Origin of the sequence: Natrinema sp. H-ect1 (assembly GCF_041821105.1) — an archaeon.
Lineage (GTDB): Archaea > Halobacteriota > Halobacteria > Halobacteriales > Natrialbaceae > Natrinema > Natrinema thermotolerans.
The window spans coordinates 413,355-435,261 of the sequence record NZ_JBGUBA010000003.1; the positions used below are offsets into that span (position 1 = coordinate 413,355).

A 21,907-nucleotide genomic window follows, 5' to 3' on the forward strand; every position below is an offset into this window, starting at 1 on the left:
GAAAAATCAGACGACGCGGTTCTCGAGCGCCTCGCCGTCGCGGAACCGATCGTAGTTCCGGAGGAAGACGTCGGCACAGCGCTCCCAGTAGTGGGGCGTGCTGCCGGCCATATGCGGCGTCACGAGGACGTCGTCGCGGTCCCACAGCGGCGATTCCTCGGGGAGGGGTTCCTCCTCGAAGACGTCCAGCGCGGCCCCGCCGAGATCACCGGTCTCGAGGGCGTCGACCAGCGCGGCCTGATCGACGACCTTCCCGCGGGCGATGTTGACCAGCACCGCGTCCTCCGGCAGCGTCGCGAGCGCCTTGGCGTCGAGCAGTCCCCGCGTCTCGTCGGTCAGCGGACAGGCGACCACGAGGTAGTCGCTCTCGGCGAGGACGGACTCGAGCCCGTCGGGACCGTAAATCTCGTCGACGCTCTCGGGCGCGTCGGTCGGGTCCCGCTTCGTCCCGATCACGCGGGCTTCGAAGGTCCGGCAGTAGTCGGCCACGTTCGAGCCGATCGCGCCGACGCCGACGATCCCGACGGTTCGGTCGCCGAGTTCGCCGCCCATGTAGCGCTCCCACTCGCGGTCGTCCTGCTGGGCGATCGCGCGGTCGAACCCGCGCTCGAAGTGCAACAGATACCCCAGGACCTGCTGGCCGATCGGCTTCGCGTGGATTCCCGAGACGTTCGTCAGCGCCACGCCGCGGTCGGCCAGTGCGCCGTGATCGAAGCGGTCGGTGCCGGCACTGAGCGCCTGTACCCACTCGAGCCCGTCGGCAGCCTCGAGTATCTCGTCGGGGAGCCGGTGGGTGACGAGGGCCTCGGCGTCGGCGACCGCCGCCGGGAGGTCGGTCTCGTCCTCGACGTACTCGAGGTCGATCCCTGGCCGACGCTCGCGGATCTCGGCGGTGACCAGCGGCCCGCCGCCCGCGAGGACGTGCGGGGAGACGACGACATTCACGACTCGTCCTCGCCGCCTTCGAGTTTGTACTTCTGGATCTTCCCCGAGGTCGTCCGGGGCAGTTCCTCGATGAACTCGACCTCGCGGGGGTGTTTGTAGGAGGCGACGTTGTCGAGGAAGTACTCCGTGATCTCCTCGCTCGTGATATCTTCGCCGGGCTCGACGCCCGGTGCGGTGACGACGTATGCCTTCGGCACCTCGTTGCGTCGTTCGTCGGGAATCCCGACCACAGCGCCCTCGGCGACGGCCTCGTGTTCGGCCAGTAGCTCCTCGAGTTCGCTCGGGTAGATGTTGTAGCCGGCCGAGTTGATCATGTGCTTTTTCCGGTCGACGATCTCGTAGTAGTTGTCCGCGTCCCGTCGAGCGATGTCGCCGGTCCGGAAGAAGCCGTCCTCGGTGAAGGCCCGCTCGGTCGCCTCCGGCATCCCGTGGTACCCTTTCATTACCTGTGGGCCCCGAACGAGGAGTTCCCCCTCCTCGCCGATGTCGACGGTCTCCCCGCTCGAGTCGACGATCTTGGCCTCGGTCATGCGGGTCGGCTGGCCGATCGTCCCGTGGCGCAGGCCGAACGTCGAGTTGCGCTGGGAGTGGGTCGCGCCGTTGGTCTCGGTCAGCCCGTACCCCTCGGCCATCTCGACGCCCGCGGTCTCCTCGAACTCCTCCTGGACCGCGACGGACATCTTCGCACCACCCTCGCCGGCCGACTCGAGGCTGGTCAGGTCGTACTCGCCGAAGTCGTCGCTGTTGATCATGTCGACGTACATCGCGGTGACGCCGACGTAGTGGGTGATCCCCTCCTCCTCGATCAACTGCATGGCGGCGTCGCCGTCCCAGTTGGCCGCGCTGCGCAGATAGACGCTCCCGCCGCGGACGAGGGGCTGCCAGGCGGTGTGCGTGAAGCCGGTGATGTGATAGAGCGGCAGCCAGACGAGGCTCTTGACGGCCTCGCCCTCGAGGGTCTGCTCCTGTGCGAGGACGGAGAACGTCTGGGCGCGGAAGTTCCGGTGGGTGAGTTGAACGCCCTTCGGTTTCCCGGTCGTCCCTGAGGTGTACGGCAGCAGCGCCACGTCGTCGTCGGCCCGCTCGACGAACCGCTCTTCGCCGCGGATGTCGTCGAAGGCGTGGACGCCATCGTCGTCGGTGTCGCTATCGACGGCGATGACGATCGGATCCCAGTCGATCGCCTCGAGTGCCTCCGCGAGGTGGGGTTCGAGGGCCTCGTGGGTGAGAACGGCCGCGGCCTCGGTGTCCTCGAGCTGGTAGGTCAGCTCGCGTTTGCGGTACTGAGGGTTGACCGGCGAGACGATCACGCCGGCTTTGAACGCGCCGAGCGCGCCGATCAGGTACGGCGGACAGTTCGGCAGGTACTGGAGTATGATATCCCCCGGCTCGAGCCCCAGGTCGGCCAGCCCGCCGGCGAAGCGGGCGCTCTCGGCTCTGAGGTCGTCGTGGGTCAGTGTCTGCCCGTGGTACTCGATCGCCTGCGCGTCGCCGTGCAGCCGCGCCGTCTCGTCGTGGAGCCGCGCGACGTTCCCTTCCCTTGCACTCTCGCTAACGCTTGCCAAATCCATGTCACACGATATCACGGAATGGTATAAAATAGTATCTCTCGGTAGCCGACGACGGCGGGGTCCCACTGCTGTGTGACCCGATGGCCCACGTCCTGTGGTATCCCCTACCACAACTTATTTGCGTTCGGTCGAGATATCGGGAGACGATGATACGACCGGTACGACGGAGGGACACCCGTGGCTGAACCGATTCTCGCGGGCGTCGCCGAGAGCGACCTCGGCGAGACGCCCGACCGGAACTGGCTGGACAACGCCGCGATCGCGACAGTGCGCGCCCTCGAGGACGCCGGCTGCCAGCTAGCGGAGGTCGACGGCGTCGCGGTCGCGGGCGGCAACGACTACATGCCCGCACTGGTACTGTCCGAGTACCTCGACCTCGACGACCCCTCGTTTCTCGAGGGGACCGAGATCGGCGGCTCGTCGTTCGAACACTTCTGTGGCCACGTCCGCGACGCGATGGCCCGCGACGAGGCCGACGTGGTGGTCGTCGCCTACGGCTCGACGAGCAAGACCGGCCCCGGCAGGAACCAGTCGCTCGAGGAGACCCACCCGATCGACGGCTTCGTCCGGCCGACCGGTCTCTTCCGCCCGCCGGGTGCCTACGCGATGGCCGCGCGCCGGCACATGCACGAGTACGGCACCACCGAGGAACAGCTCGCCGAAATCGCCGTCGCGACCCGTGAGTGGGCGTCGATGAACCCCAAGGCCGCCCAGCGCGAGCCGATCACCGTCGACGACGTCCTCGAGTCCCGGGAGATCGCCGAGCCGTTCAACCTGCTGGACTGCTGTCTCGTCTCGGACGGCGGGGGCGCGGTCGTCCTCGTCAGCGAGGAGAAGGCCGCGGAACTGGGCGTCCCGGAGATCGCCGTCGCGGGCGTCGCCTCGACGAGTACTCACCGTCAGGACATCAGCGAGATGCCCGACATGACGACCACCGGGGCCGCGGTGACCGGCCCGAAGGCGTTCGACCAAGCCGGTATTACCCACGACGACGTCGACGTCGCCGAGATTTACGACTCGTTTACCTACACCGCCCTCGTGACCCTCGAGGACCTGGGCTTCTGCGAGAAGGGCGAAGGCGGCGAGTTCGTCTCGGGCGGCACCACCGCGCCGGGCGGCGAACTACCGATGAACACGCAGGGCGGCGGCCTGTCGTACTGTCACCCCGGTCACTTCGGGGTTTTCGTCCTCATCGAGGCCGCGCGCCAACTCCGGGGCGACTACGAGGGCGACCGCCAGGTCGACGACGCCGAGGTCGCCGTCGCTCACGGTACCGGCGGCTTACTCTCCTCGAGTAGCACCGTCGTCCTCCGGAGGGAATCATGACAGGACGCGTCGAGGACCGCCGCGAGGAGTGGGAGGGGCCGGTACCGGTCCCGAGCGGCGCGACGGCCCCCTTCTGGGCGGGCACGCTTGAGGGCGAACTGCGCTATCAGGACTGCGAGTGCGGTCACCGCCAGCTGTACCCACGGGCGGTCTGTACCGCCTGCGGGGCCGAGGACCCGCCGTTCGCCGACAGCGAGGGCGTCGGGACGATCTATACCTACACCGTCTGCCACGTCCCCGGCGAACCCGGCTTCGGCGAGCGGACGCCCTACGTCGTCGGCGCGATCGACCTCGCCGAGGGACCACGCCTGCTCGCCCTGCTCGACGCCGATCCCGACGACCTCGAGATCGGCGCGGCCGTCGGGGTGGCGTTCTGGCAGGTTTCCGACGAGGCCGCGATCCCGGTGTTCGTACCGGAGTAAGAGTTCGAACGCGTCTTTTTTATTCGAGGTCGGCCGTCGCCGTCCCGGCCAGCAGCGTCTCGCCCTCGGTCGTCCGGGCCTCGAGTGCCGCCTCGACCGTGCCGGCATCGGGGTCGACCTCGGCGACCGAGCCGCTCGCGACGACGGTGTCGCCGGGGAAGACCCGCGACTGGAACCGGACGCCGAAGCTCGTCACGTCCCGCAGATCGAACCAGTTGGCGACGACCCGCGAGGTGACGCCGGCGGTGAACATCCCCTGGCCGAAGACGCTCTCGTTGCCCGCCCCGGTCGCGTACGGTTCGTCGTAGTGGATCGGGTTGAAGTCGCCGCTTGCCCCGGCGTATTTGACGAAGTGCTGGCGCTCGAGGTCCTTGACGACGACCGTCGGGCCGGCGTCGCCGGGCTCGAGGCCGTCGACCGTCCGGACGCGCTCGAACTCGTCGACGGTCGGCGAGGGCGTCGTGGGGTCCGCTTCGGCGGTGCCGCCGTCGGGCTCGGCCGGCTCGCCGTCGCTCTCGGCGTCGCCTTCGGCCGCGCCCTCGTCGCCGTCGTCGATCGCGCCCTCCGTTTCGATCGCCGTCGAGCGGTCGGTCAGGACGAGTTCGCCCTCCGGGGTTCGGTACTCGGTCTCGAGGACGGCGAAGGTCATCGTCCCCGCTCGTCCCCCTTCGCGCTGGAAGACGTCGGCGAGGGTTGTCGTCCCCTCGAGAACGTCGCCGACGTAGACGGGGCGTTCGTACTCGTGGGCCTGCTCGCCGTGGATGACGTACTCCGGCTGGAAGGCGAGGTCGAAGCCCTTGCCGTCGACGTCGGCGGGGGTGTATCGCGGGAAGCGGGCGACCTGCGAGTAGGTCAGCGGCGCGGGAACGCGATCGTGGCCCCGCTCGGCGGCGACCGACTCGTCGCGGAAGACGGGATCCTCGGCGGTGATCGCCCGCGCGAACTCCTCGACTTTGCCCGGCTCGATCCGGAACGCCTCGGCCGTGACCGTGGTGTCGCCGACCATCGCCTCGAGTTCCTCGATCGGTCTATTCGGCATCGTGGCCCTCCGTGGCTCCTCCGGTCGTCGCGGGCTGGTCGATCGTCGCGTCGCGTCGCGCCTCGGTGCGGTTGCCGCGTTTCATTGCCGCCATGGTTTGCGGACGACTGACATAACAGTACCCCTCTCGGACGCCCTTCGTGGGGACCGGTCGAATAGCTTATACCGGCGGTCGATGAACACGGACACGCTCATGGCAGTGACTGTCACACTCGGGTATGGAGACCGGTCAGTAGAACGAACGCACATCGTGGAGGGCGACCAATGACGGTCGACCAGTTCAGCGTCGACGGGGAGACCGCGATCGTCACCGGTTCCTCGAGCGGGATCGGGAAAACCATCGTCGAGCGATTCGCCGACGACGGCGCGAACGTGGTCGTCACCTCGCGGGACATCGATAACGTCCAGCCGGTGGCCGACGCCATCAACGAGAGCGAGCGGCCGGGCGAGGCGATCGCGATCGAGTGCGACGTGACCGACCGCGACGCGGTCGGCGACCTGATCGACGAGACAGTCGAGACGTTCGGCGGGCTCGACATCCTGATCAACAACGCGGGGGCGAGCTTCCAGGCCCCGCCCTCGGAGATCAGCGAGAACGGCTGGAAGACCATCGTCGACATCAACCTCCACGGCACCTTCCACTGCTCGCAACTGGCCGTCGAGTACATGCGCGACAACGGCGGCGGCCGGATCGTCAACTTCGCCAGCGTCGCGGGGACCCGCGGCTCGAAGACGATGAGCCACTACGGCGCGGCCAAGGCCGGCGTCGTCAACTTCACCACATCGTCGGCGGCCGACTGGGCCGAGGACGGGATCTGGGTCAACTGCATCGCACCCGGACTCGTCGCTACGGAGGGCGTCCGTACCCAGATGGGGGTCGAGGACGACGCCGACGAAATCGCCCGCACCAGCCCCGACCGGACCATCGGCAAACCCGAGGAAGTCGCCGACCTCGCGCAGTTCCTCGCCAGCCCCGCCTCATCGTACATGGTCGGCGAAACCATCGAGATCAAGGGCATCCCTCGCCTCGGCGAGTAACGACGCGTCGCCGCGAGCGCCCGACTCGAGTTCACGGTGGCCTCGGAGCCGACGCCCGACCGCGCGAGACGCGGCCGAAACACGAACCGTGTTACCAGTACCCATATACTTTTCAGGTCGAACGACAAATCAGGGCCAACATGGAGCTCGATATCGTCTCCGCGGAGACGCTCATGGAGTCGCCCTACGACGGCAACGTCGCCAACCTCCTCGAGCGAGCGGTCGCGGAGCATCCCGACACGATCGCGATCGAACACGCTGGCGAGACCATCACCTACCGTGAGTTCGGCGACCGCGTCGCGCGCTTTGCCGACGGTCTGCGGGAACTCGGCCTCGCGGCCGGCGACCGCGTCGGCGTCTACATGCCCAATGGCATCGACTTCTGTACCGTCGTCTGGGCCTGCTGTCACGCTGGGATCATCGCCAGCCCGCTGAACCCCGAGTACCGCCGCCGCGAGATCGAATACCAGCTCGACCATGCCGACGCCGAGGCGGTCCTCGTGGAGGGGTCGGCCGACGAGTACGTCCGCGAGGCCGTCGCCGACCTCGAGACCGACATCGTCAGCGCGACGGCCGGCAGCGACCACCCCTCCCTGCCTGAACTGGGTACCGATACCGAGGCGGCGGTCGTCGACCGCGAGGACGAGGACGTCCTCCTCCAGCCCTACACCTCGGGAACGACCGGGAAGCCGAAGGGTGTCCTGCTGACCCACCGCAACTTCCGGGTCCAGATCGCTCAGGCCGTCTCGAGCTACAGCGCCGGCCCGATCAAGGGCGACGGCATCATCGTCCTGCCGATGTACCACATCACGGGGATGGTCGGCATGATGTCCTCGCTGTGTGCCGGCCGGACGCTGCACCTGCTGCGGCCAGATCAGTGGGACCCCGAACTCGTCCTCGAGAAACTCGACGAACACGACATTCCGGCCTTCGTCGGCGTCGCCGCGATGTTCGTCGACTTGCTCGAGGCCTACGATCCCGACGAGTACGACCTGTCGACGCTCGTCCGAGCGGGACAGGGCGGCGACAAGCTCCCGCAGCCGACCCGCGAGGGGTTCGAGGAGGCACTCGACGTGCCCCTCACCGAGGGGTACGGGCTGACCGAGACGACCGCGACGAGCCACACGATCCGGTGGTCGTCGCTCGGCAACCGGCCCGGCAGCGTCGGCCAGCCGGTCGGCCACACGCGCTCGAAGGTCGTCGACGAGGACGGCGAGGAGGTCGAGCCCGGCGAGGAAGGCGAGATACTCATCGCCGGCTCGCAGGTGATGAAAGGCTACTACAAGAACCCCGAAGCGAACGAGGCGGTCTTCACCGAGGACGGCTTCTTCCGGACCGGCGACATCGGGACCCGCGACGAGGACAACTACTACTACATCAAGGGCCGCGAGAAGGAGATGATCCTGACCGGCGGCTACAACGTCTATCCACGCGAGATAGAGGACCTGCTGTACGACCATCCCGAAATCCACGAAGCCGCGGTCTTCGGTCTCCCCGACGAGCGCCGGGGCGAGACCGTCGCCGCCGCGATCACGCCCGCCGAGGGAGCCGAGATCTCCGCCGAGGACGTCGAGTCGTACGTCCTCGACGAACTCGCACCCTACAAACACCCCCGCATCGTCGAGGTGCGCTCGGAACTCCCCAAGACCGGCAGCGGAAAGATCCGCAAGACGAAGTTGCGCGACGAGATTGCCGACGAACGCGGGCTCGAATCGTGAGACGGATACCCGTGCGCGCTCGAGTCGTCGACCACTGCCACCATGTCTGAGGAGGCCACTTACTCGACGGGGGAGATCCGGACGATCGCGCTCGCGGTTATCGCGGGGGTTTTCTTCGGCGGCGTCGCGACCGGGGTCGCGTTCCCGACGCTGCCGTTGCTCGACGAGAAACTCGTCATCTCCGCGGTCATGTTGAGCATCATCCTCTCGGCGAACCGGATCGGACGGCTGTTCATGAACACGCCGGCGGGGACGATCATCGACCAGTACGGCGCGCGGACGCCGATGATCTTCGGGCTGTTCACGCAGGCGCTTGCCCCCTTCGGCTACGTCGTCGGGCTCAAGACGCCGCCGACCCACCTCGGGACGCTCCCCCTGCTTGGCGACGTGTCGCTGCCGGGGCTGGTCTTCGTGCTGGCGCGGCTGTTCTGGGGGATCGGCAGCGCGTTCGTCTTCATCGGCGCGTTCGCGACCATCACCTACGTGACGACCGCGGACAACCGCGGCCGCTGGGTCGGCTACATGCGGGGCGGGCAGTCGCTCGGCTTCCCGACCGGGCTCGTCCTCGGCGGTCTGTTGACCGACCTTGCCAGCATGCAGACCGCCTTCCTCACGGCGGGCGTCCTCGCGCTGGTCGCCGGCACCGTCGCGACGCTCGTCCTCCCCGACGTTCACGGCGGTGCCGACGAGGGTCGTTCCGCCAAGCTCCGGGAGGTCCCCGCCTTGCTCGCGGCCAACCCGACCGTCGTCCTGATCGGCTACGGCAACTTCGCCGTCCGCTTTCTCTGGGGCGGGATCATCCTCTCGACGCTGGCCCGCTACGCCAGCGACTACGGCCTCGAGCTGTCGGCGCTGGGCGCGGCCGGCATCAGCGGGATCGTGATGGGACTGGGCGTGATCACCTCGGGATCCATGACGATCGTGACCGGCTGGATCTCGGACATGGTCAGCGATCGGACGCTGCTGACAGTGCCGGCGTTTCTCGCGATGGGGGCGGGCTTTCTGGTGATCGCCTACGTGCCCACCATCGAGGCGCTGCTCGGGGCGATCGTCCTCGTCGGCGCGGGGATGGGGGCGGCCGCGCCCGCATTGCTGGCGATCATGGGCGATCTCACCCCCGGCGACGAACTCGGCCGGATGGGCGGCGTCTATCAGGTGATGGGCGACGTCGGGCTCAGTCTCGGCCCCCTTGTCGCCATCCCCGCGGTGGACCTCTGGTTCGGCTACCAGCTGACCTACGTCCTCTGTGCGGCGCTCGTGTTCAGTTGCCTGACGATCGTCTCGCTCCCGCTGCTGCGCAACCCCGAAGTCTCGCGGGCGGGCGTGAAAGCGGACTGACGACGCCGGGGGCTCGGACCCGTAACCGCCCGTCCCTACTCACGTGCGCGAAGCTTTCATGTTCGGGCAGGAGTATTGCTAGATGTTACCATGGTGGGTTCACGCGTACGGAGTGCGGTCGTCCGGGTGCGACCGTGGCTGCCCGCGGTCGCGGTGGCGCTCGCTGCGGGACTGGCTGCCGTCGCGGGGTCGTATCTGGCCGTCGGCCGACGGCCGGCGTTCGTCGTGACGCCGTTCGACCGACTCGTCGTCGCGCTCAGCCCCGACGCGCTCATCACCTTCGCGATCACGCAACTCGGGACGCTCGGGCATCAGCTGGCGTTTCTGCTGGCCATCGCGGTGGCCTGTCTCGCGTTCGGACTGGCCGCCCTCCCCGGGGTGGCGCTCCTGCTGGGACGCGGTCCCGCCGCCGGGCTACTGGACCGGGGACGTGGGAAAGCCGTCGTCGGCGTCCTCCTCGGGCAGGCCCTGCCGTCGGCGCTCGCGTTCGGACTCACGCGGTCCCGGCCGTCGGCGCTTGGCACCGCCGCCGGCGCGGGGATCGTCCTGCTCGTGGCCGCCGTGGCGACCGTCCTCGCCGCCGGCACGGATCGCCCACTCGGCTCGCTCGAGCGGCGACGCGTTCTCGGCTCCCTCGGGACGGCGATCGGCGTGAGCGCGCTCGCCGTCTTCGTCCACGGTACTGGCGAGGAGTCGTTCCCCTCGCCCCTCGAGATCCCCGAGGACGCCCGCCCCGCGGTCCGGGAATCGCTGACGCGCGCGAAAGAGCAATCGCTCGCAGTCGAGGGCCTCGAGCCGCTCGTCAGTACGGACTTCTATCAGGTCGACATCGGCAACGTCGACCCCGCCGTCGATCGCGACGAGTGGTCGCTTTCGATCACGGGGGCGGTCGCCGAGGAGCAGGAGTACGACTTCGCCGACATCGAGGCGATGGCGCTGGAAGACCGCTTCGTCACGCTGCGGTGTGTCGGCGATCGACTCAACGGCCGTCAGATGGACACCGCCCTCTGGAGCGGCGTGCCCGTCGCCGACCTGCTCGAGGCGGCGGGTCCCGAGGGCGATCGTGTCATCCTGCACGGTGCCGACGACTACTACAACGAGTTCCCGATCGACGCGCTGTGGCCGGGGCTGTTGGCCTATCGGATGAACGGGCGGCCGCTGCCCCGGGCACACGGGGCACCGTTGCGCGCGCTCGTGCCGGGCCACTGGGGCGAGATCAACGTGAAGTGGTTGACCGAGATCGAGGTCCGGGACGAGGACACCATGGGCTACTGGGAACACCGCGGCTGGCACGGCACCGGGCCGGTCGAGACGGTCGCCAAGCTCTGGCAGGTCAATCGCTTCGACGGCGCCCGGTACGAGGTCGCCGGGCACGCCTACGCCGGCACCAGGGGGATCGAGGCCGTCGAGGTGTCGACCGACGGCGGCGACACCTGGACCGAGGCCGACCTCTCCGAGCCCCTGCCCGGCGACGACGTCTGGCGGCAGTGGCGACACGAGTACGGCGCCGGCGGGCGCCACGAGGTGATCGTCCGGGCCCGCGACGGGGACGGGAACCTCCAGATCCCCGAGGAGGACGGCCCGAAGCCGGACGGCGCGACCGGCTGGGTGTCCGAAACCGTCGGCCCGCAATGACCGGCCATGACCGGGTGTTTCCCCGCCTGACCGTCGGCCGCCCGCCCCCGTGACCTGTCCGCGTCCCCGTTTCATACCTATACGCGATATTATGATAATTCTCCGTCAGGACGGCTAACGGAGGCGCTTCGGGTGAATCCTCCGAGTAAACTGGTGGAAAAAACATGAACGTTTATATGGGAGTAGCAGGATGTTAGCAGTGGACAAGAGTGATTGTGAACCAATGACACGGGATTCCATCAACAGGCGACGGGTGCTTACGGGTGCAGGTGTAGGACTCGCGGGGGCAATGGCCGGTTGTCTCGGTGGCGGTGGCGGTGACGACGACGTCCAATTCCTGACGGACTACTACAACGACGCGTGGCAATCGGTCTGGGAAGACCTCGAGCCCCAGTTCGAGGACGAGACCGACATCCCCGTCTCGGTCGAGGAAGCAGGGATGTCGGGGAGTCAGGAGTCGCGGCTCTCACAGCTGATTCAGGCGGGCAATCCACCGGAAGCGAACACGTCCACGTTCGACCAGGTGGCCGACATCTGGGAGACGGACCAGCTCGAGACCGTCAACGACGTCGTCTCGTCGATCGAGGAGGTAAACGGGGAACTGAATGCCGGCGGTGCGTTCCTCGGTGAGGGAGACGACATCTACCAGATCCCCCACGGCGTGTACGTCTCGAACTTCCAATACCGGGCCGACGTCTACGAGGAACTCGGCCTTGACGAACCGGAGACGTTCAGCGATGTCCTCGAGAACGCCGAGGTGATCGACAACGCCGGCGGCGATCTCGAGGGCATGCGCGGCTACGGGCTGGCCGGGGCCAAGACCGGCAAGAGCCAGGACGAAATGCTCGTCCTGCTCGCGAGCGCGGGCATCTCCGGTATCGGTCTCCGCTGGAAGGACTCGGACGCCCGCGACGAACTCGAGATCTGGTGGCCCGAAGACACGGTGGTCGAGGTACTGGAGTACGTGGACGAACTCTCACAGTACTCGCCGGATCCGACCAATATCGGCTGGGCCAGCTCGCTCAGCAGCTGGGTACAGGGCGAATACGCCCAGTGTTATCACCTCAACGCGTGGCCGGTCGGCGTCACCGCACAGGCTGCCGAGGCCAACGACAGCGACGGGCTGCGTTCGGTCGCCGAGAACACCGAGATCATCCCGTACCCGATGCAGGACGGCGTCGATCCGAGCGAGAACTGGCTGTCCTCGCCGGCCCCTGACGGCTACCACATCTTCGCGAACTCCGAGCGGCCGGGCGACGCCAAGGAGTGGTTCGAGTGGCTCTACGCCGATAGCATGGAGCGCACCGTGAGCTTCTACGAGACGGACCCCGGTCGGTTCCTGCCGACCTACTCCGACGTGCTGGAATCGGACGCGTTCCAGAACCAGGACATCTTCGAGAATCACGGCCACTTGCTCGAGAAACTCCAGTACGTCCAGGACGAGATCTGGGGCAACCACTACGGCAGCGTCGATGCGGCAAACACCTCCTCGCCGGTGTCACTGTACATGCAACGGCAGTGGTTCTACGGCGAGATGATCAACCGAGTGGTCACCGACTCGATGACGCCACAGGAGGCCTACGACTGGGGGTACGGGGAACTCGAGGACGCCTTCGCAGAGGCACAGGACACGTTCGGATAATCGGCGCCGGACGGCCGACCCTCTTTCGGCCGTGTGAGCGCCGGAGGGAATCGTTTATAGCCAACCGTGAGATTAACATACATGCACGCAGAGGAAATCTAGATATGGCCAGTGAAACCGGAGAATCGATACGGCCTGGCAGGGCGTACATTCCGTGGGACGACCTGCCGGTAAAGCGGGAGACGGTCGCGGGAATCGGGACCGTGCTTCCAGTCGTCGTCCTGTACTTGCTCATCGCGGTGTTGCCAGTCGCGTTCGCGTTCTGGGCATCGTTACACGAGATCCACACGCTCAATCCGGAGTGGCAGTGGGCCGGCCTCGCGAACTACCGGGAGGTCCTGAACATCTCCACGTTCTGGGGCTCGCTGTGGCGGGGGATCGTCTACATGGTCGGCAGTACCCTCCTCCAGCTCGCCGTCGGGCTCTGGATGGCGCTGGTGCTGAACCGCATCACCCGCGGGCAGAAACTGCTCACTGCGGTGGTCTTTACGGCCTACCTGATCCCGACGATCATCGTCTCGCTGGTGGCGCTGCGGGTGTTCGATCCGGCCGGCGGCGTCTTCCAGATGATCGGCGCTGAGTGGCTCGGCCTATGGGGCGGACGGGAGGCCCCGCTGGGCTCGCGCGACTGGGCGATGCGGCTGCTGATCCTCGTCGGGACCTGGAAGTTCGCCGTCTTCGTCACCATCTTCACGCTCGCACAGTTGCGCGCGATTCCCGATCGGTTCTACGAGGCGGCGAAGGTCTGTGGCGCGAACCGCTGGCAGATGTTCCGCGACATCACGCTGCCGCGTCTCATGGGGATCGTGACGGTCGTCGTCCTGCTCCGTTCGGTCTTCATGTTCAACAAGTTCGACATCATCTGGCAGCTCACTGAGGGTGGCCCCGGTAACGCCACGACGACGCTGCCCGTGCTGGCCTACAAGACCGTGTACACGGACCAGGCCTACGGCCTCGCCAACGCGATCGCCGTAGTCATGTTCCTGTTCCTGCTAGCGTCGGCGATCATCTACTTCAAACTCTTCAACCCCAGCGAGGAGGTTGAGACGACGACATGAGCCAAAGCGAACCACCGGGAGGCGTCTTCGGCCTCTCATACGACCGCGAGACGCGTGTTATCGAATCACTGAAAGTCGTCAGCACCGCGATCATCGTCCTCGTCGGTGCCTGGCCGATCTACTGGATGACCCAGTTGGCCTTTACCGAGTACGAGACGGTCGAAGACACAGTCACCGTCTTCCCCACGCCGGACATCTTCACGCTGGACAACTTCAACGTCCTGACCGAACCGGAGATGTACACCTACATGTTCAACACGGTCGTGGTGGCTATCGGGACCATCGTGACGGTCGTCCTCGTCTCGCTGATCGCCGGCTACGGCCTCGCGCGACTGGACTTCCCGCAAAAGGAGAACTTCGCACGGATCCTCCTGATCGGCTACCTCTTCAGCCCGATCGTCATCGGGATCCCGCTCTACCAGATCTGGCAGAACATCGGCCTGCTCGGGACCCGCTTCGGGCTCATCATCGCCCTGTCGGCGATCTCGATGCCCTTCGCGGTCTGGCTGATGTGGAAGTACATCATGACGATCCCGGAGGCCCACGAGGAAGCCGCGTGGGTCGACGGCGCATCGCGGTGGCGGGGCTTTCGTGACGTCGTCGTGCCGCAGTGCCGACCGGCGATCATCGCCGCGGCGCTGTTTGCCTTCGCGCTCGCGTGGAACGACTTCACGTTCGCGCAGATCCTCCTGCCCCAGACCGATACCACGACGTTCGCGCCCGGTATCCTCCGAGCGATGGGGCAGGCACAGTTCCTGCCGCAGGCCTACCTGATGGCGATCTCGCTGGCCATGACGCTGCCGCCGCTGCTGTTTGCCTACTTCATGCAGAGCTACCTGCTGAAGGGGTTCCAGGTCAGAGCCCTCTGAGCGTGCATCACCTTTACAACTAACACCACGAGACATACCAACATATGCCAGACATCGAGATCCGGAACCTGACGAAAGTGTACAACGAATCGGGTAACAGCATCGTCGCCGTCGACGACGTCGACCTCACCATCGAGGACGGCGAGTTCGTGACGCTGGTCGGCCCCTCGGGCTGTGGCAAGACCACGACCCTACGCTGTGTCGCGGGGCTGAACAAGCCGACCAGCGGGACGATCAAATTCGGCGACCGTGACGTAACACAGAAGCCGGTTCAGGAACGCAACATCGCGTTGCTGTTCCAGGACATCGCGCTCTACCCCCACATGAGCGTTCAGGAGAACATGGCCTACGGGCTCAAGATCTCCGGCTTCTCCCGGGAGGAACGCATGGCCCGCGTCGAGGAGGCCGCCGAGTTGCTCCAGATCACGGACCAGTTAAAGAAGATGCCCGCGGATCTCTCGGGCGGCCAGCAACAGCGCGTCGCACTCGGGCGATCGCTCGTGCGGGACCCGGAGATTTTCCTGTTCGACGAGCCGATGTCGGACCTGGACGCGAAACTCAAGGCCGAACTGCGGCCGGTCATCGAGAAGGTGACCGACGAAATCGGCTGTCCGACGCTGTACGTGACCCACGACCAGGAGGAGGCGATGACCATGTCCGACCGCGTCGCCGTGATCAACGACGGCGAACTGGCACAGGTCGCTCCACCGAAGGAGGTCTACGACGAGCCGGCCTCGCAGTTCGTCAGCCAGTTCATCGGCCAGCCGTCGACGCAGTTCTTCGAGGGCAACGTCGGCGCGGTCAACGGGACCGCCGAACTCGACGTCGGTGGCTACGAGTACGCCCTCGCCCGCGACGGTCTCGAGGGCTGGGCCGGCGAGGACGTCCGCGTCGGCCTCCGGCCACAGTACATCCGGGTCAGCGACGATCCTGACGCCGGTATCCCGGCGACGCACCTGCTCGACGAGCCGCTGGGCGATGCGACCCACAGCTTCTTCGACACCGAGTTCGGCGAGATCGTCGTCGTCACCGATCCCGACTTCGAGGGCAACGGTGGGGAGTACGGCCTCGTCTTCGAGGACGACTACATCCAGCTGTACGACAACGACTCCGGCGTACGGATCGCCTGATTCCGGTCAGTTCTTTTCGTCGCGGCTCGCTCGAGCGGCCGCGCTCGTCTCCGTGTCGGCAGCGACCGCCGTCTCGAGATCCGCCGGTGCCGTCGAGCGAACGACGATCGTGCCGGCGGCGAGATCGCCGACGCGTCGGCCGTCGGCCACCAGCGCCGAGACGAGCCCGAGTACCAGCGGCGGGACGCCGAGGAGATCGACGTACCGACAGAGGTTTCGGACGGCGCTTGCCCGGAGCGTACACTCGCGACCGTCGGCCATGACGACCAGCAGGCCGCGGTTGACTTTCCCCGGCGTCCGCCCGTAGCGCCACTCACAGACGAAGGAGTAGGTAACATAGAGCGGCAAGAGCGCGACCAGCGACAGGAAGACGACGTACCCACCCAGCGCCTCGTAGGGCCCGCTGAGGACCACGCTCGCGGCGTAGATCAGCGGGAACTCGAGCAGGACGTAACAGAGAAACAGGTCGATCGCCGCCGCTGCCACGCGGGCGAACAGCACGTCTCGGTCGGCCGCAGTTTCGACTCTTGGGGCCGGTTGTCGCCGGGTCGGGAGGAACCCGTCCAGCGTCCAGTCGATCACGGTGCGACCGCCTCGGCGTTCATGCGGGAGTCATTCAGTAGCGGACGGGAAATAGCTGCCGTCGTCCGACGGCGTTACTCCATCCGGATGTCCGTTCGCAGCGTCACGAGGAAGTAGGCGAAAAGAGCGAGCGTGATGCCGCCGAACACCTGCGAGTCGATCGAGAGGTAGCCGTCGATCTGGTACAGCAAGACGCTAGTGATCGCCAGCACGACGATGGCACCGAGCGTCCGCCAGCGTTCGATCGTTTTCTCGACGGCGATCCCCGCCGTGGACTTCTCGACCGCATCCGACGCCTTGCGGATGTTCTCGAGCCCCGCGCTATCGGATTTGCGTGATGTGGTATCTCCACTCATATGGTGTTGGCATTCCTTCCGAGAAGTAAATATCTATGGGTACAGGTGACACGATTTCGCCGACGGGGTTACACGGGCAGACAGGCCAGCGGCTCGGCAATGGCAATCTGCCCCGACAAAACCGGCCGACGGCGACAGCCGTCGAGTCGGCGACGATGGGGCACGTGGAACCCGGCGGCGAGGCCGGGGACTCGAGGCGAGCGTTACTCCTTGAGTTCGTCGTGTCGCAGGCCCTCGTCGAACTGGAGGGTGTTCTCGATCTCGGTCTCGTCGACGTCCTCGAACGCCCAGCGGGCGATCGAGCGACGGTGGACCTCGTCGGCCCCGTCGACGATGCGGAACGCGCGGACGTTCTCGTAGAAGTGTGCGATCGGGATGTCCTTCCCGATCCCGTTGCCGCCACAACACTGCAGCGCGAGGTCGATCGTATCGTTGGTGACGTTCGCGGTGAACATCTTCGACATCGCGACCTCGATGCGTGCGTCGCTGCGATCGAGTTCGCGCGCGGCGTGGCGAACCATCGTTCGTGCGGCGTGCAGGCGGGTTTCGGCGTCGGCGATGCGGTGGCGCAGCGCCTGCTTGTCCTCGAGTTTCGAGCCGAAGGCCTCCCGTTCCTGAAGGTAGGCCTTCGCGATCTCGAGCGAGCGCTGTGCCATTCCGGAGTAGCGCATGCAGTGGGTGAGCCGACCGCCGCCGAGGCGCATCTGGGCGATGCGGAACCCGTCGCCTTCCTCGCCGAGGGTGTTCTCGACGGGGACGCGGACGTTGTCGAACTTCATCTCGGCGTGCCCGCCCTCGCGCTCGGTGATCCCGTGGCCGCCCAGGTGATCGACGTTGCGGACGACCTCGACGCCGTCGGCGTCACGCGGCACGAGAATGATCGAGGCACCCTCGTAGGGATGGGCGTCCAGATCGGTCCGGACCATCGTCAGATAGTAGTCCGCACCCAGCCCGTCCGAGGTCCACCACTTGTGCCCGTTGATGACCCACTCGTCGCCGTCCTTGACGGCGGTACTCTGGAGCATCTTCGGGTCAGAGCCGGCACCCACCTTGGGCTCGGTCATCGCGAAGGCAGTGGAGATCTCGCCCTGGACGAGCGGGCGCAGGTACTCCTCTTTCTGCTCGTCCGTGCCGACCATCTCGAGGGTGTGCATGTTCCCTTCCTGGGGCGCGTTGGCCCGGATCGCGATCGCGCCGATCAGCGAGCGGCCGACCTGCTCGAACGACGGCAGCATGTCGCTGAAGTCCAGTCCCTGCCCGCCGTACTCCTCGGGGACCTGGGGCGCGAACAGGTCGCGCTCCTTGGCCATCTCCCACATCTCGTGGATCTCGTCCATGGAGATCGTCTCACCCGTCGCGAGTGCCTCTCGCTCGCGTGGAATGACGACTTCGTCCATGAAGTCCTCTACGCGGCCCGCAACCTCTTTTGCTTTCTCGGAGTCGTGGTACTCCATATCACCCATAACCGCATACAGCATTGTAAAGCTATAGGTAAAGAAACGCATACATTGGCAACGAACGGGTGGCGAATCGACTACGCGTTCCGAAGCGATGCCCGCTTCCATTCGGCTCCCGACGGCGGTCGTCCGCTCAGACCCGTTCGAGGATTGTCGCGACGCCCTGGCCGAAGCCGATACACATCGTCGAGAGCGCGGTGTCCTGGCCGGTGCGCTCGAGTTCGTGGGCCAGTTTGGTCAGCAACATCGCGCCGGTCGCGCCCAGCGGGTGGCCGTGGGCGATCGCCCCGCCGTTGACGTTGACGTCCTCCCAGGACGCGCCGGTCTCCTCGAGCCAGGCCGCGACGACCGAGGCGAAGGCCTCGTTGACCTCGAAGAGATCGATATCACCGACGCCCATGTCGGCTTTCTCGAGGACGTTCTCGGTCGCCGGGATGGGGCCGCGAAGCATCGTGACGGGGTCGACGCCGACGACCTCGGTCTGGACGATGCGGGCCATCGGCTCCCAGCCGTGTTCTTCGGCGGCCGCCTCGCTGGTGATCAGTAGCGCACAGGAGCCGTCGACGATCCCCGAGGAGTTGCCGGGGTGGTGAACGCCCTCGCCTTCTTCGCGGAACGACAGCGGGAGTTCGGCGAGCGTTTCCTCGTCCGTGCCCGGCCGCGGGTGTTCGTCCTGTTCGACGACGATCTCCTCGCCGTCGAGTTCGGTCTCGACGGGCGTGATCTGGTCGTCGTAGCGGCCCTCGTCCCAGGCCCGCTTCCAGCGCCGTTGGGAGTCGGCGGCGATCTCGTCGAGTTCCGAGCGCGTGAGGCCGTAGTTCTCGGCGATGCGTTCGGCCCCTTCGCCCTGCGTGGTCAGTTCGTCGAAATACTCGAAGTACGTGTCAGTCGGTGCGTCGCCGTCCGACCCCATCGGCACGCGGGTCATGTGTTCGACCCCGCCGGCGATGAGGACGTCGTGCTGGCCGGCCATGACGTTCGCGGCGGCGAAGTTCGCGGCCTGCTGACCCGATCCGCACATCCGGTTCAACTGAACGCCGGGGACGACATCGCCCCAGCCGGCGACCATCGGCGCGAGCCGCCCGATGTTCAGCCCCTGTTCGTCGACGGGCGTGACACAGCCGTAGATGACGTCCTCGATCGTCTCCGGCTCGAACCCGTTGCGCTCGCGCAGGGCCTCGAGCGGTTCGGCGGCCAGGTCCTGCGGGTGCGTGTCGCTGAACGACCCGTCGCGTTTCCCGAACGGCGTTCGGACGGCGTCGACGATGACTGCGGAGTTCATGACGTGGACTTGAGTATTCCGCGATCCGTCATAGAAGTTGTGCATATATTCGTGATCGACCGTGCTGGACTCTTTTCGGGGTACTCAGGATCGTCGGCCGGCATGACGAGTGCTACCCCTCCACAACGATTAAATCAGATCGTGTAGTATTCGCTCGGGCGATGGATTTCGGACTACAGGACCGGACCGCCGTCGTCACCGGCGGGGCCGGACGCATCGGAAGCGCAGACTGTCGACTGCTCGCCGAGGAAGGCGCGGACGTCGTCGTCCTCGACGTGGACGCCGACGGCGCAGGGGAGACCGCCGCGGCAATCAACGAGACCGCCGGGGGCGGCGAGGCGATGGCCCTCGAGTGCGATCTGACCGACCGCGCGGACGTCGCCGACTCGATGGCCGAGGTCCGCGACGCGTTCGGTGGCGTAGACGTCCTCGTGAACAACGCCGCGATGGTCGACGCCCGCTCGCGCGTCGGCGACTACGACGACGATGTCTGGGACCGCGACGTCGAGATCAACCTCACCGGCACCTACAACATCAGCAAGGAACTGTTCCCGCGGATGTGCGAACGCGGCTGGGGCCGGATCGTCAACATGTCCTCGATGGCCGGCTGGTACGGCGGTTTCGGCCAGTTTTCCTACTCCGCGACGAAGGCCGCCATGATCGGCGTCGGCCGGACGATGGCGCTCGAGGGGGCCCAGTCGGGGGTCACCTCGAACGTCATCGCGCCAAACATCGTCGTCGGCGACTGGGCCGACATGGATCCCGACGAACTCCGGGAGAACGTCGACGAGTACTACGCGCGCATCGCCGACGCGACGCCGATGCGCCACCTCGGGACCGAGGAGGATGTCGCCAACATGGTCACGTACCTCTGCTCGGAACAGGCGAGCTACGTGACCGGGCAGGTGATCGGCGTCACGGGTGGGATCGACCTCTTTAGCTTCTGACGGCGACCACGAACCGACTGCGGACAGTTCTCTCCTACTCGGGATACGCGTCGTGCCACGGCCGCTGTCGTTCGACGGCGGCGCTGGCCGCGATGACCGCGTCGTCGTCGTGTCGCTGCCCCGCGATTTGCATCCCGACGGGGAGCCCGTCGACGAGGCCGGCCGGGACCGAGGCCGCCGGCTGGCCGGTGAGGTTGAACGGCTGGGTGAGGACCCAGCCCCGATACGGTTCGATCTCGACGCCGTCGATCTCTTCCGGTTCCTCGTCGTGGGGGAACGGCATCGTCCCCGCCGTCGCCGTCACGAGGAGGTCGTATTCGTCGAACAGGTCGACCAGCCCGTCGAGAACGTGGGTCCGGACCACGTCAGCGCGCTTGTACTCCCGCGTCGTCGGCTCCTCGGCGTCGACGATCAGTTCGACGAGATACGGCCGTAGGCGGTCGCGGTCCTCGCCCAGCGGGTCGAACCCCTCCGCCCGGAGGTTCTCGAGCAGCGACCCCCACCGCACGGTCGCCATGGTGTAATAGGCCTCCAGTATCTCCTCGTTGTCGTGTCCCAGGTCCGGATCGACCCGATCGACCGTTGCGCCGGCGCGCTCGAGCGCCGAGACGGCGTCCTCGAGGACCTCTCGCACGGCGGGATCGACGGGATAGACCCCCATATCGGGACTGAAGGCGATCTCCATCTCGTCGATCGGCCGGTCGACCGCGGCGCGGTACTCGCCCCTCTTCGGGATCGAGAACGGGTCCCGCGGGTGGGCGCCGGCCATCACGTCCAGCGAGAGCGCTGCGTCCTCGACGGTGCGAGCCAGCGGCCCGTTCGTGGAGAAAGGGGTGTGGCTCGCGAACCCGTTCGGTCGACTGACGTTCGGGATCACGCCCTGCGTGGGCTTGAGCCCGTAGACGCCGCAGAAACTCGCCGGAACGCGAACCGATCCGCCGGCGTCGGAGCCGGGTGCGAGCGGGACGAGCCGGTCGGCAAGCGCCGCGCCGGCCCCGCCGGAGGAGCCCCCCGAGACGCGGTCGGGGTCGAACGGCGTCCCCGTCGGCCCGACGACGCGGTTGTCGGTGGTCGTCCCGAGCCCGAACTCGGGCGTGTTGGTCTTGCCGACGACGATCGCGCCCGCCGCCTTCAACCGGGCGACGAACGGCGAGTCCGACTCGGCGACGCGGTCCTCGAAGAGCAGGGAGCCGGCGGTCGTTCGGACTCCTTCGACGTCGTCGAGGTCTTTGATCGCGACGGGGACACCGTGCAGCGGCCCGAGCGGCTCGCCCTCGTCGATCGCCCGCTCCGCGTCCGCGGCCATCTCGCGGGCGAGGTCGTCGGTCACCGTCACGAAGGCGTTCGTCCGCTCGTTTCGTTCGTGTATTCGCTCGAGGACCGCGTCGACGACCGCGGTCGGCGAGAACTCGCCGTCGCGGATCGCCCGCGCGAGTCCGGCGGCAGTCCGGTCTGTGGGTTCCGTTACCATGATGCGAGTCATAACCGTACCGAGTGAAAAGCGTTCGTCTCGGCGAACCGCAGTTGCGACCGCGAGCTGGGACGCGAACCC

General features: G+C 66.8%; 19 protein-coding genes. 11 read left to right on the forward strand and 8 right to left on the reverse strand.

The features are described 5' to 3' along the window. Positions 1-6: 6 nt before the first annotated feature. Together ACERIM_RS10370 and ACERIM_RS10375 are read right to left on the reverse strand one after the other, a co-directional pair. Positions 7-945, reverse strand: a complete 939-nt coding sequence (locus ACERIM_RS10370) for a D-2-hydroxyacid dehydrogenase (protein ID WP_373632464.1) — start codon at positions 943-945, stop codon at positions 7-9. Continuing rightward, positions 942-2,516, reverse strand: coding sequence for a class I adenylate-forming enzyme family protein (locus ACERIM_RS10375; protein WP_373632466.1), 1,575 nt, complete (start codon positions 2,514-2,516; stop codon positions 942-944). Before ACERIM_RS10375 ends, ACERIM_RS10370 begins: the two co-directional genes overlap by 4 nt. Positions 2,517-2,693: 177 nt before the next feature. Here ACERIM_RS10375 and ACERIM_RS10380 point away from each other — a divergent pair, with 177 nt between their 5' ends. Beyond that, entirely contained in the window at positions 2,694-3,842 is a 1,149-nt protein-coding gene (locus ACERIM_RS10380) for an acetyl-CoA acetyltransferase (protein ID WP_373632468.1), read from the forward strand. Beyond that, positions 3,839-4,264, forward strand: a complete 426-nt coding sequence (locus tag ACERIM_RS10385) for a Zn-ribbon domain-containing OB-fold protein (RefSeq protein WP_373632470.1) — start codon at positions 3,839-3,841, stop codon at positions 4,262-4,264. The genes ACERIM_RS10380 and ACERIM_RS10385 overlap by 4 nt, the downstream gene beginning before the upstream one ends. Positions 4,265-4,283: 19 nt before the next feature. Here ACERIM_RS10385 and ACERIM_RS10390 read toward each other — a convergent pair whose 3' ends face one another. Continuing rightward, positions 4,284-5,303, reverse strand: a complete 1,020-nt coding sequence (locus ACERIM_RS10390) for a MaoC family dehydratase N-terminal domain-containing protein (RefSeq protein ID WP_373632472.1) — start codon at positions 5,301-5,303, stop codon at positions 4,284-4,286. Between the two features lie 264 nt (positions 5,304-5,567). On the opposite strand from ACERIM_RS10390, the gene ACERIM_RS10395 reads away from it, so the two are divergent. The 8 genes from ACERIM_RS10395 (at position 5,568) to ACERIM_RS10430 (ending at position 15,731) form a co-directional block, all read left to right on the forward strand. Then, positions 5,568-6,341: an SDR family NAD(P)-dependent oxidoreductase gene (locus tag ACERIM_RS10395; protein WP_006649846.1), complete on the forward strand. Its 774-nt coding sequence runs from the start codon at positions 5,568-5,570 to the stop codon at positions 6,339-6,341. A 140-nt stretch (positions 6,342-6,481) separates the two neighbouring features. Further along, positions 6,482-8,059: a class I adenylate-forming enzyme family protein gene (locus ACERIM_RS10400; RefSeq protein ID WP_373632475.1), complete on the forward strand. Its 1,578-nt coding sequence runs from the start codon at positions 6,482-6,484 to the stop codon at positions 8,057-8,059. A gap of 42 nt (positions 8,060-8,101) precedes the next feature. Then, entirely contained in the window at positions 8,102-9,397 is a 1,296-nt protein-coding gene (locus ACERIM_RS10405; RefSeq protein WP_373632477.1) for an MFS transporter, read from the forward strand. A gap of 90 nt (positions 9,398-9,487) precedes the next feature. After that, positions 9,488-11,032 carry a molybdopterin-dependent oxidoreductase gene (locus ACERIM_RS10410; RefSeq protein WP_373632479.1) on the forward strand — a complete coding sequence of 515 codons (1,545 nt, stop codon included), beginning with the start codon at positions 9,488-9,490 and terminating at the stop codon, positions 11,030-11,032. 223 nt (positions 11,033-11,255) lie between these two features. Further along, the gene (locus tag ACERIM_RS10415) at positions 11,256-12,674 is read left to right on the forward strand and encodes an ABC transporter substrate-binding protein (protein WP_373632481.1); all 1,419 of its coding nucleotides are present in this window, start codon (positions 11,256-11,258) and stop codon (positions 12,672-12,674) included. Positions 12,675-12,778: 104 nt separating this feature from the next. After that, complete coding sequence (locus tag ACERIM_RS10420) at positions 12,779-13,732, forward strand: carbohydrate ABC transporter permease (protein ID WP_006649851.1); 954 nt, start codon at positions 12,779-12,781, stop codon at positions 13,730-13,732. Next, positions 13,729-14,601, forward strand: a complete 873-nt coding sequence (locus ACERIM_RS10425) for a carbohydrate ABC transporter permease (RefSeq protein ID WP_006649852.1) — start codon at positions 13,729-13,731, stop codon at positions 14,599-14,601. The genes ACERIM_RS10420 and ACERIM_RS10425 overlap by 4 nt, the downstream gene beginning before the upstream one ends. A 44-nt stretch (positions 14,602-14,645) precedes the next feature. Continuing rightward, positions 14,646-15,731 (forward strand): ABC transporter ATP-binding protein, encoded by a 1,086-nt coding sequence (locus tag ACERIM_RS10430; protein ID WP_006182791.1) that lies wholly within the window; start codon positions 14,646-14,648, stop codon positions 15,729-15,731. 6 nt (positions 15,732-15,737) lie between these two features. Here ACERIM_RS10430 and ACERIM_RS10435 read toward each other — a convergent pair whose 3' ends face one another. From ACERIM_RS10435 to ACERIM_RS10450, 4 genes are all read right to left on the reverse strand, one after another. Continuing rightward, on the reverse strand, positions 15,738-16,313 hold the full coding sequence (locus ACERIM_RS10435) for an RDD family protein (RefSeq protein ID WP_373632484.1): 576 nt from the start codon (positions 16,311-16,313) through the stop codon (positions 15,738-15,740). A gap of 74 nt (positions 16,314-16,387) precedes the next feature. After that, entirely contained in the window at positions 16,388-16,669 is a 282-nt protein-coding gene (locus ACERIM_RS10440; protein WP_006182789.1) for a hypothetical protein, read from the reverse strand. Positions 16,670-16,872: 203 nt separating this feature from the next. After that, the gene (locus ACERIM_RS10445; RefSeq protein ID WP_373632485.1) at positions 16,873-18,123 is read right to left on the reverse strand and encodes an acyl-CoA dehydrogenase family protein; all 1,251 of its coding nucleotides are present in this window, start codon (positions 18,121-18,123) and stop codon (positions 16,873-16,875) included. Between the two features lie 136 nt (positions 18,124-18,259). Further along, positions 18,260-19,408 carry a thiolase family protein gene (locus tag ACERIM_RS10450; protein ID WP_049905777.1) on the reverse strand — a complete coding sequence of 383 codons (1,149 nt, stop codon included), beginning with the start codon at positions 19,406-19,408 and terminating at the stop codon, positions 18,260-18,262. A 161-nt stretch (positions 19,409-19,569) separates the two neighbouring features. Here ACERIM_RS10450 and ACERIM_RS10455 point away from each other — a divergent pair, with 161 nt between their 5' ends. Beyond that, entirely contained in the window at positions 19,570-20,355 is a 786-nt protein-coding gene (locus ACERIM_RS10455; RefSeq protein ID WP_006649856.1) for an SDR family NAD(P)-dependent oxidoreductase, read from the forward strand. A 34-nt stretch (positions 20,356-20,389) separates the two neighbouring features. Here the strand turns inward: ACERIM_RS10455 and ACERIM_RS10460 are convergent, their stop codons facing one another. After that, entirely contained in the window at positions 20,390-21,826 is a 1,437-nt protein-coding gene (locus ACERIM_RS10460; RefSeq protein WP_373632487.1) for an amidase, read from the reverse strand. Positions 21,827-21,907: the final 81 nt, after the last annotated feature.

What these genes read in the sequence shown, in the direction of transcription:
- ACERIM_RS10400 (WP_373632475.1), top strand. Translation starts at nt 6,482, where the DNA reads ATGGAGCTCGATATCGTCTCCGCGGAGACGCTCATGGAGTCGCCCTAC.
- ACERIM_RS10460 (WP_373632487.1), bottom strand. Translation starts at nt 21,826, where the DNA reads ATGGTAACGGAACCCACAGACCGGACTGCCGCCGGACTCGCGCGGGCG.
- ACERIM_RS10425 (WP_006649852.1), top strand. Translation starts at nt 13,729, where the DNA reads ATGAGCCAAAGCGAACCACCGGGAGGCGTCTTCGGCCTCTCATACGAC.
- ACERIM_RS10415 (WP_373632481.1), top strand. Translation starts at nt 11,256, where the DNA reads ATGACACGGGATTCCATCAACAGGCGACGGGTGCTTACGGGTGCAGGT.
- ACERIM_RS10390 (WP_373632472.1), bottom strand. Translation starts at nt 5,303, where the DNA reads ATGCCGAATAGACCGATCGAGGAACTCGAGGCGATGGTCGGCGACACC.
- ACERIM_RS10375 (WP_373632466.1), bottom strand. Translation starts at nt 2,516, where the DNA reads ATGGATTTGGCAAGCGTTAGCGAGAGTGCAAGGGAAGGGAACGTCGCG.
- ACERIM_RS10385 (WP_373632470.1), top strand. Translation starts at nt 3,839, where the DNA reads ATGACAGGACGCGTCGAGGACCGCCGCGAGGAGTGGGAGGGGCCGGTA.
- ACERIM_RS10410 (WP_373632479.1), top strand. Translation starts at nt 9,488, where the DNA reads ATGGTGGGTTCACGCGTACGGAGTGCGGTCGTCCGGGTGCGACCGTGG.
- ACERIM_RS10405 (WP_373632477.1), top strand. Translation starts at nt 8,102, where the DNA reads ATGTCTGAGGAGGCCACTTACTCGACGGGGGAGATCCGGACGATCGCG.
- ACERIM_RS10420 (WP_006649851.1), top strand. Translation starts at nt 12,779, where the DNA reads ATGGCCAGTGAAACCGGAGAATCGATACGGCCTGGCAGGGCGTACATT.
- ACERIM_RS10445 (WP_373632485.1), bottom strand. Translation starts at nt 18,123, where the DNA reads ATGGAGTACCACGACTCCGAGAAAGCAAAAGAGGTTGCGGGCCGCGTA.
- ACERIM_RS10395 (WP_006649846.1), top strand. Translation starts at nt 5,568, where the DNA reads ATGACGGTCGACCAGTTCAGCGTCGACGGGGAGACCGCGATCGTCACC.
- ACERIM_RS10450 (WP_049905777.1), bottom strand. Translation starts at nt 19,408, where the DNA reads ATGAACTCCGCAGTCATCGTCGACGCCGTCCGAACGCCGTTCGGGAAA.
- ACERIM_RS10455 (WP_006649856.1), top strand. Translation starts at nt 19,570, where the DNA reads ATGGATTTCGGACTACAGGACCGGACCGCCGTCGTCACCGGCGGGGCC.
- ACERIM_RS10430 (WP_006182791.1), top strand. Translation starts at nt 14,646, where the DNA reads ATGCCAGACATCGAGATCCGGAACCTGACGAAAGTGTACAACGAATCG.
- ACERIM_RS10440 (WP_006182789.1), bottom strand. Translation starts at nt 16,669, where the DNA reads ATGAGTGGAGATACCACATCACGCAAATCCGATAGCGCGGGGCTCGAG.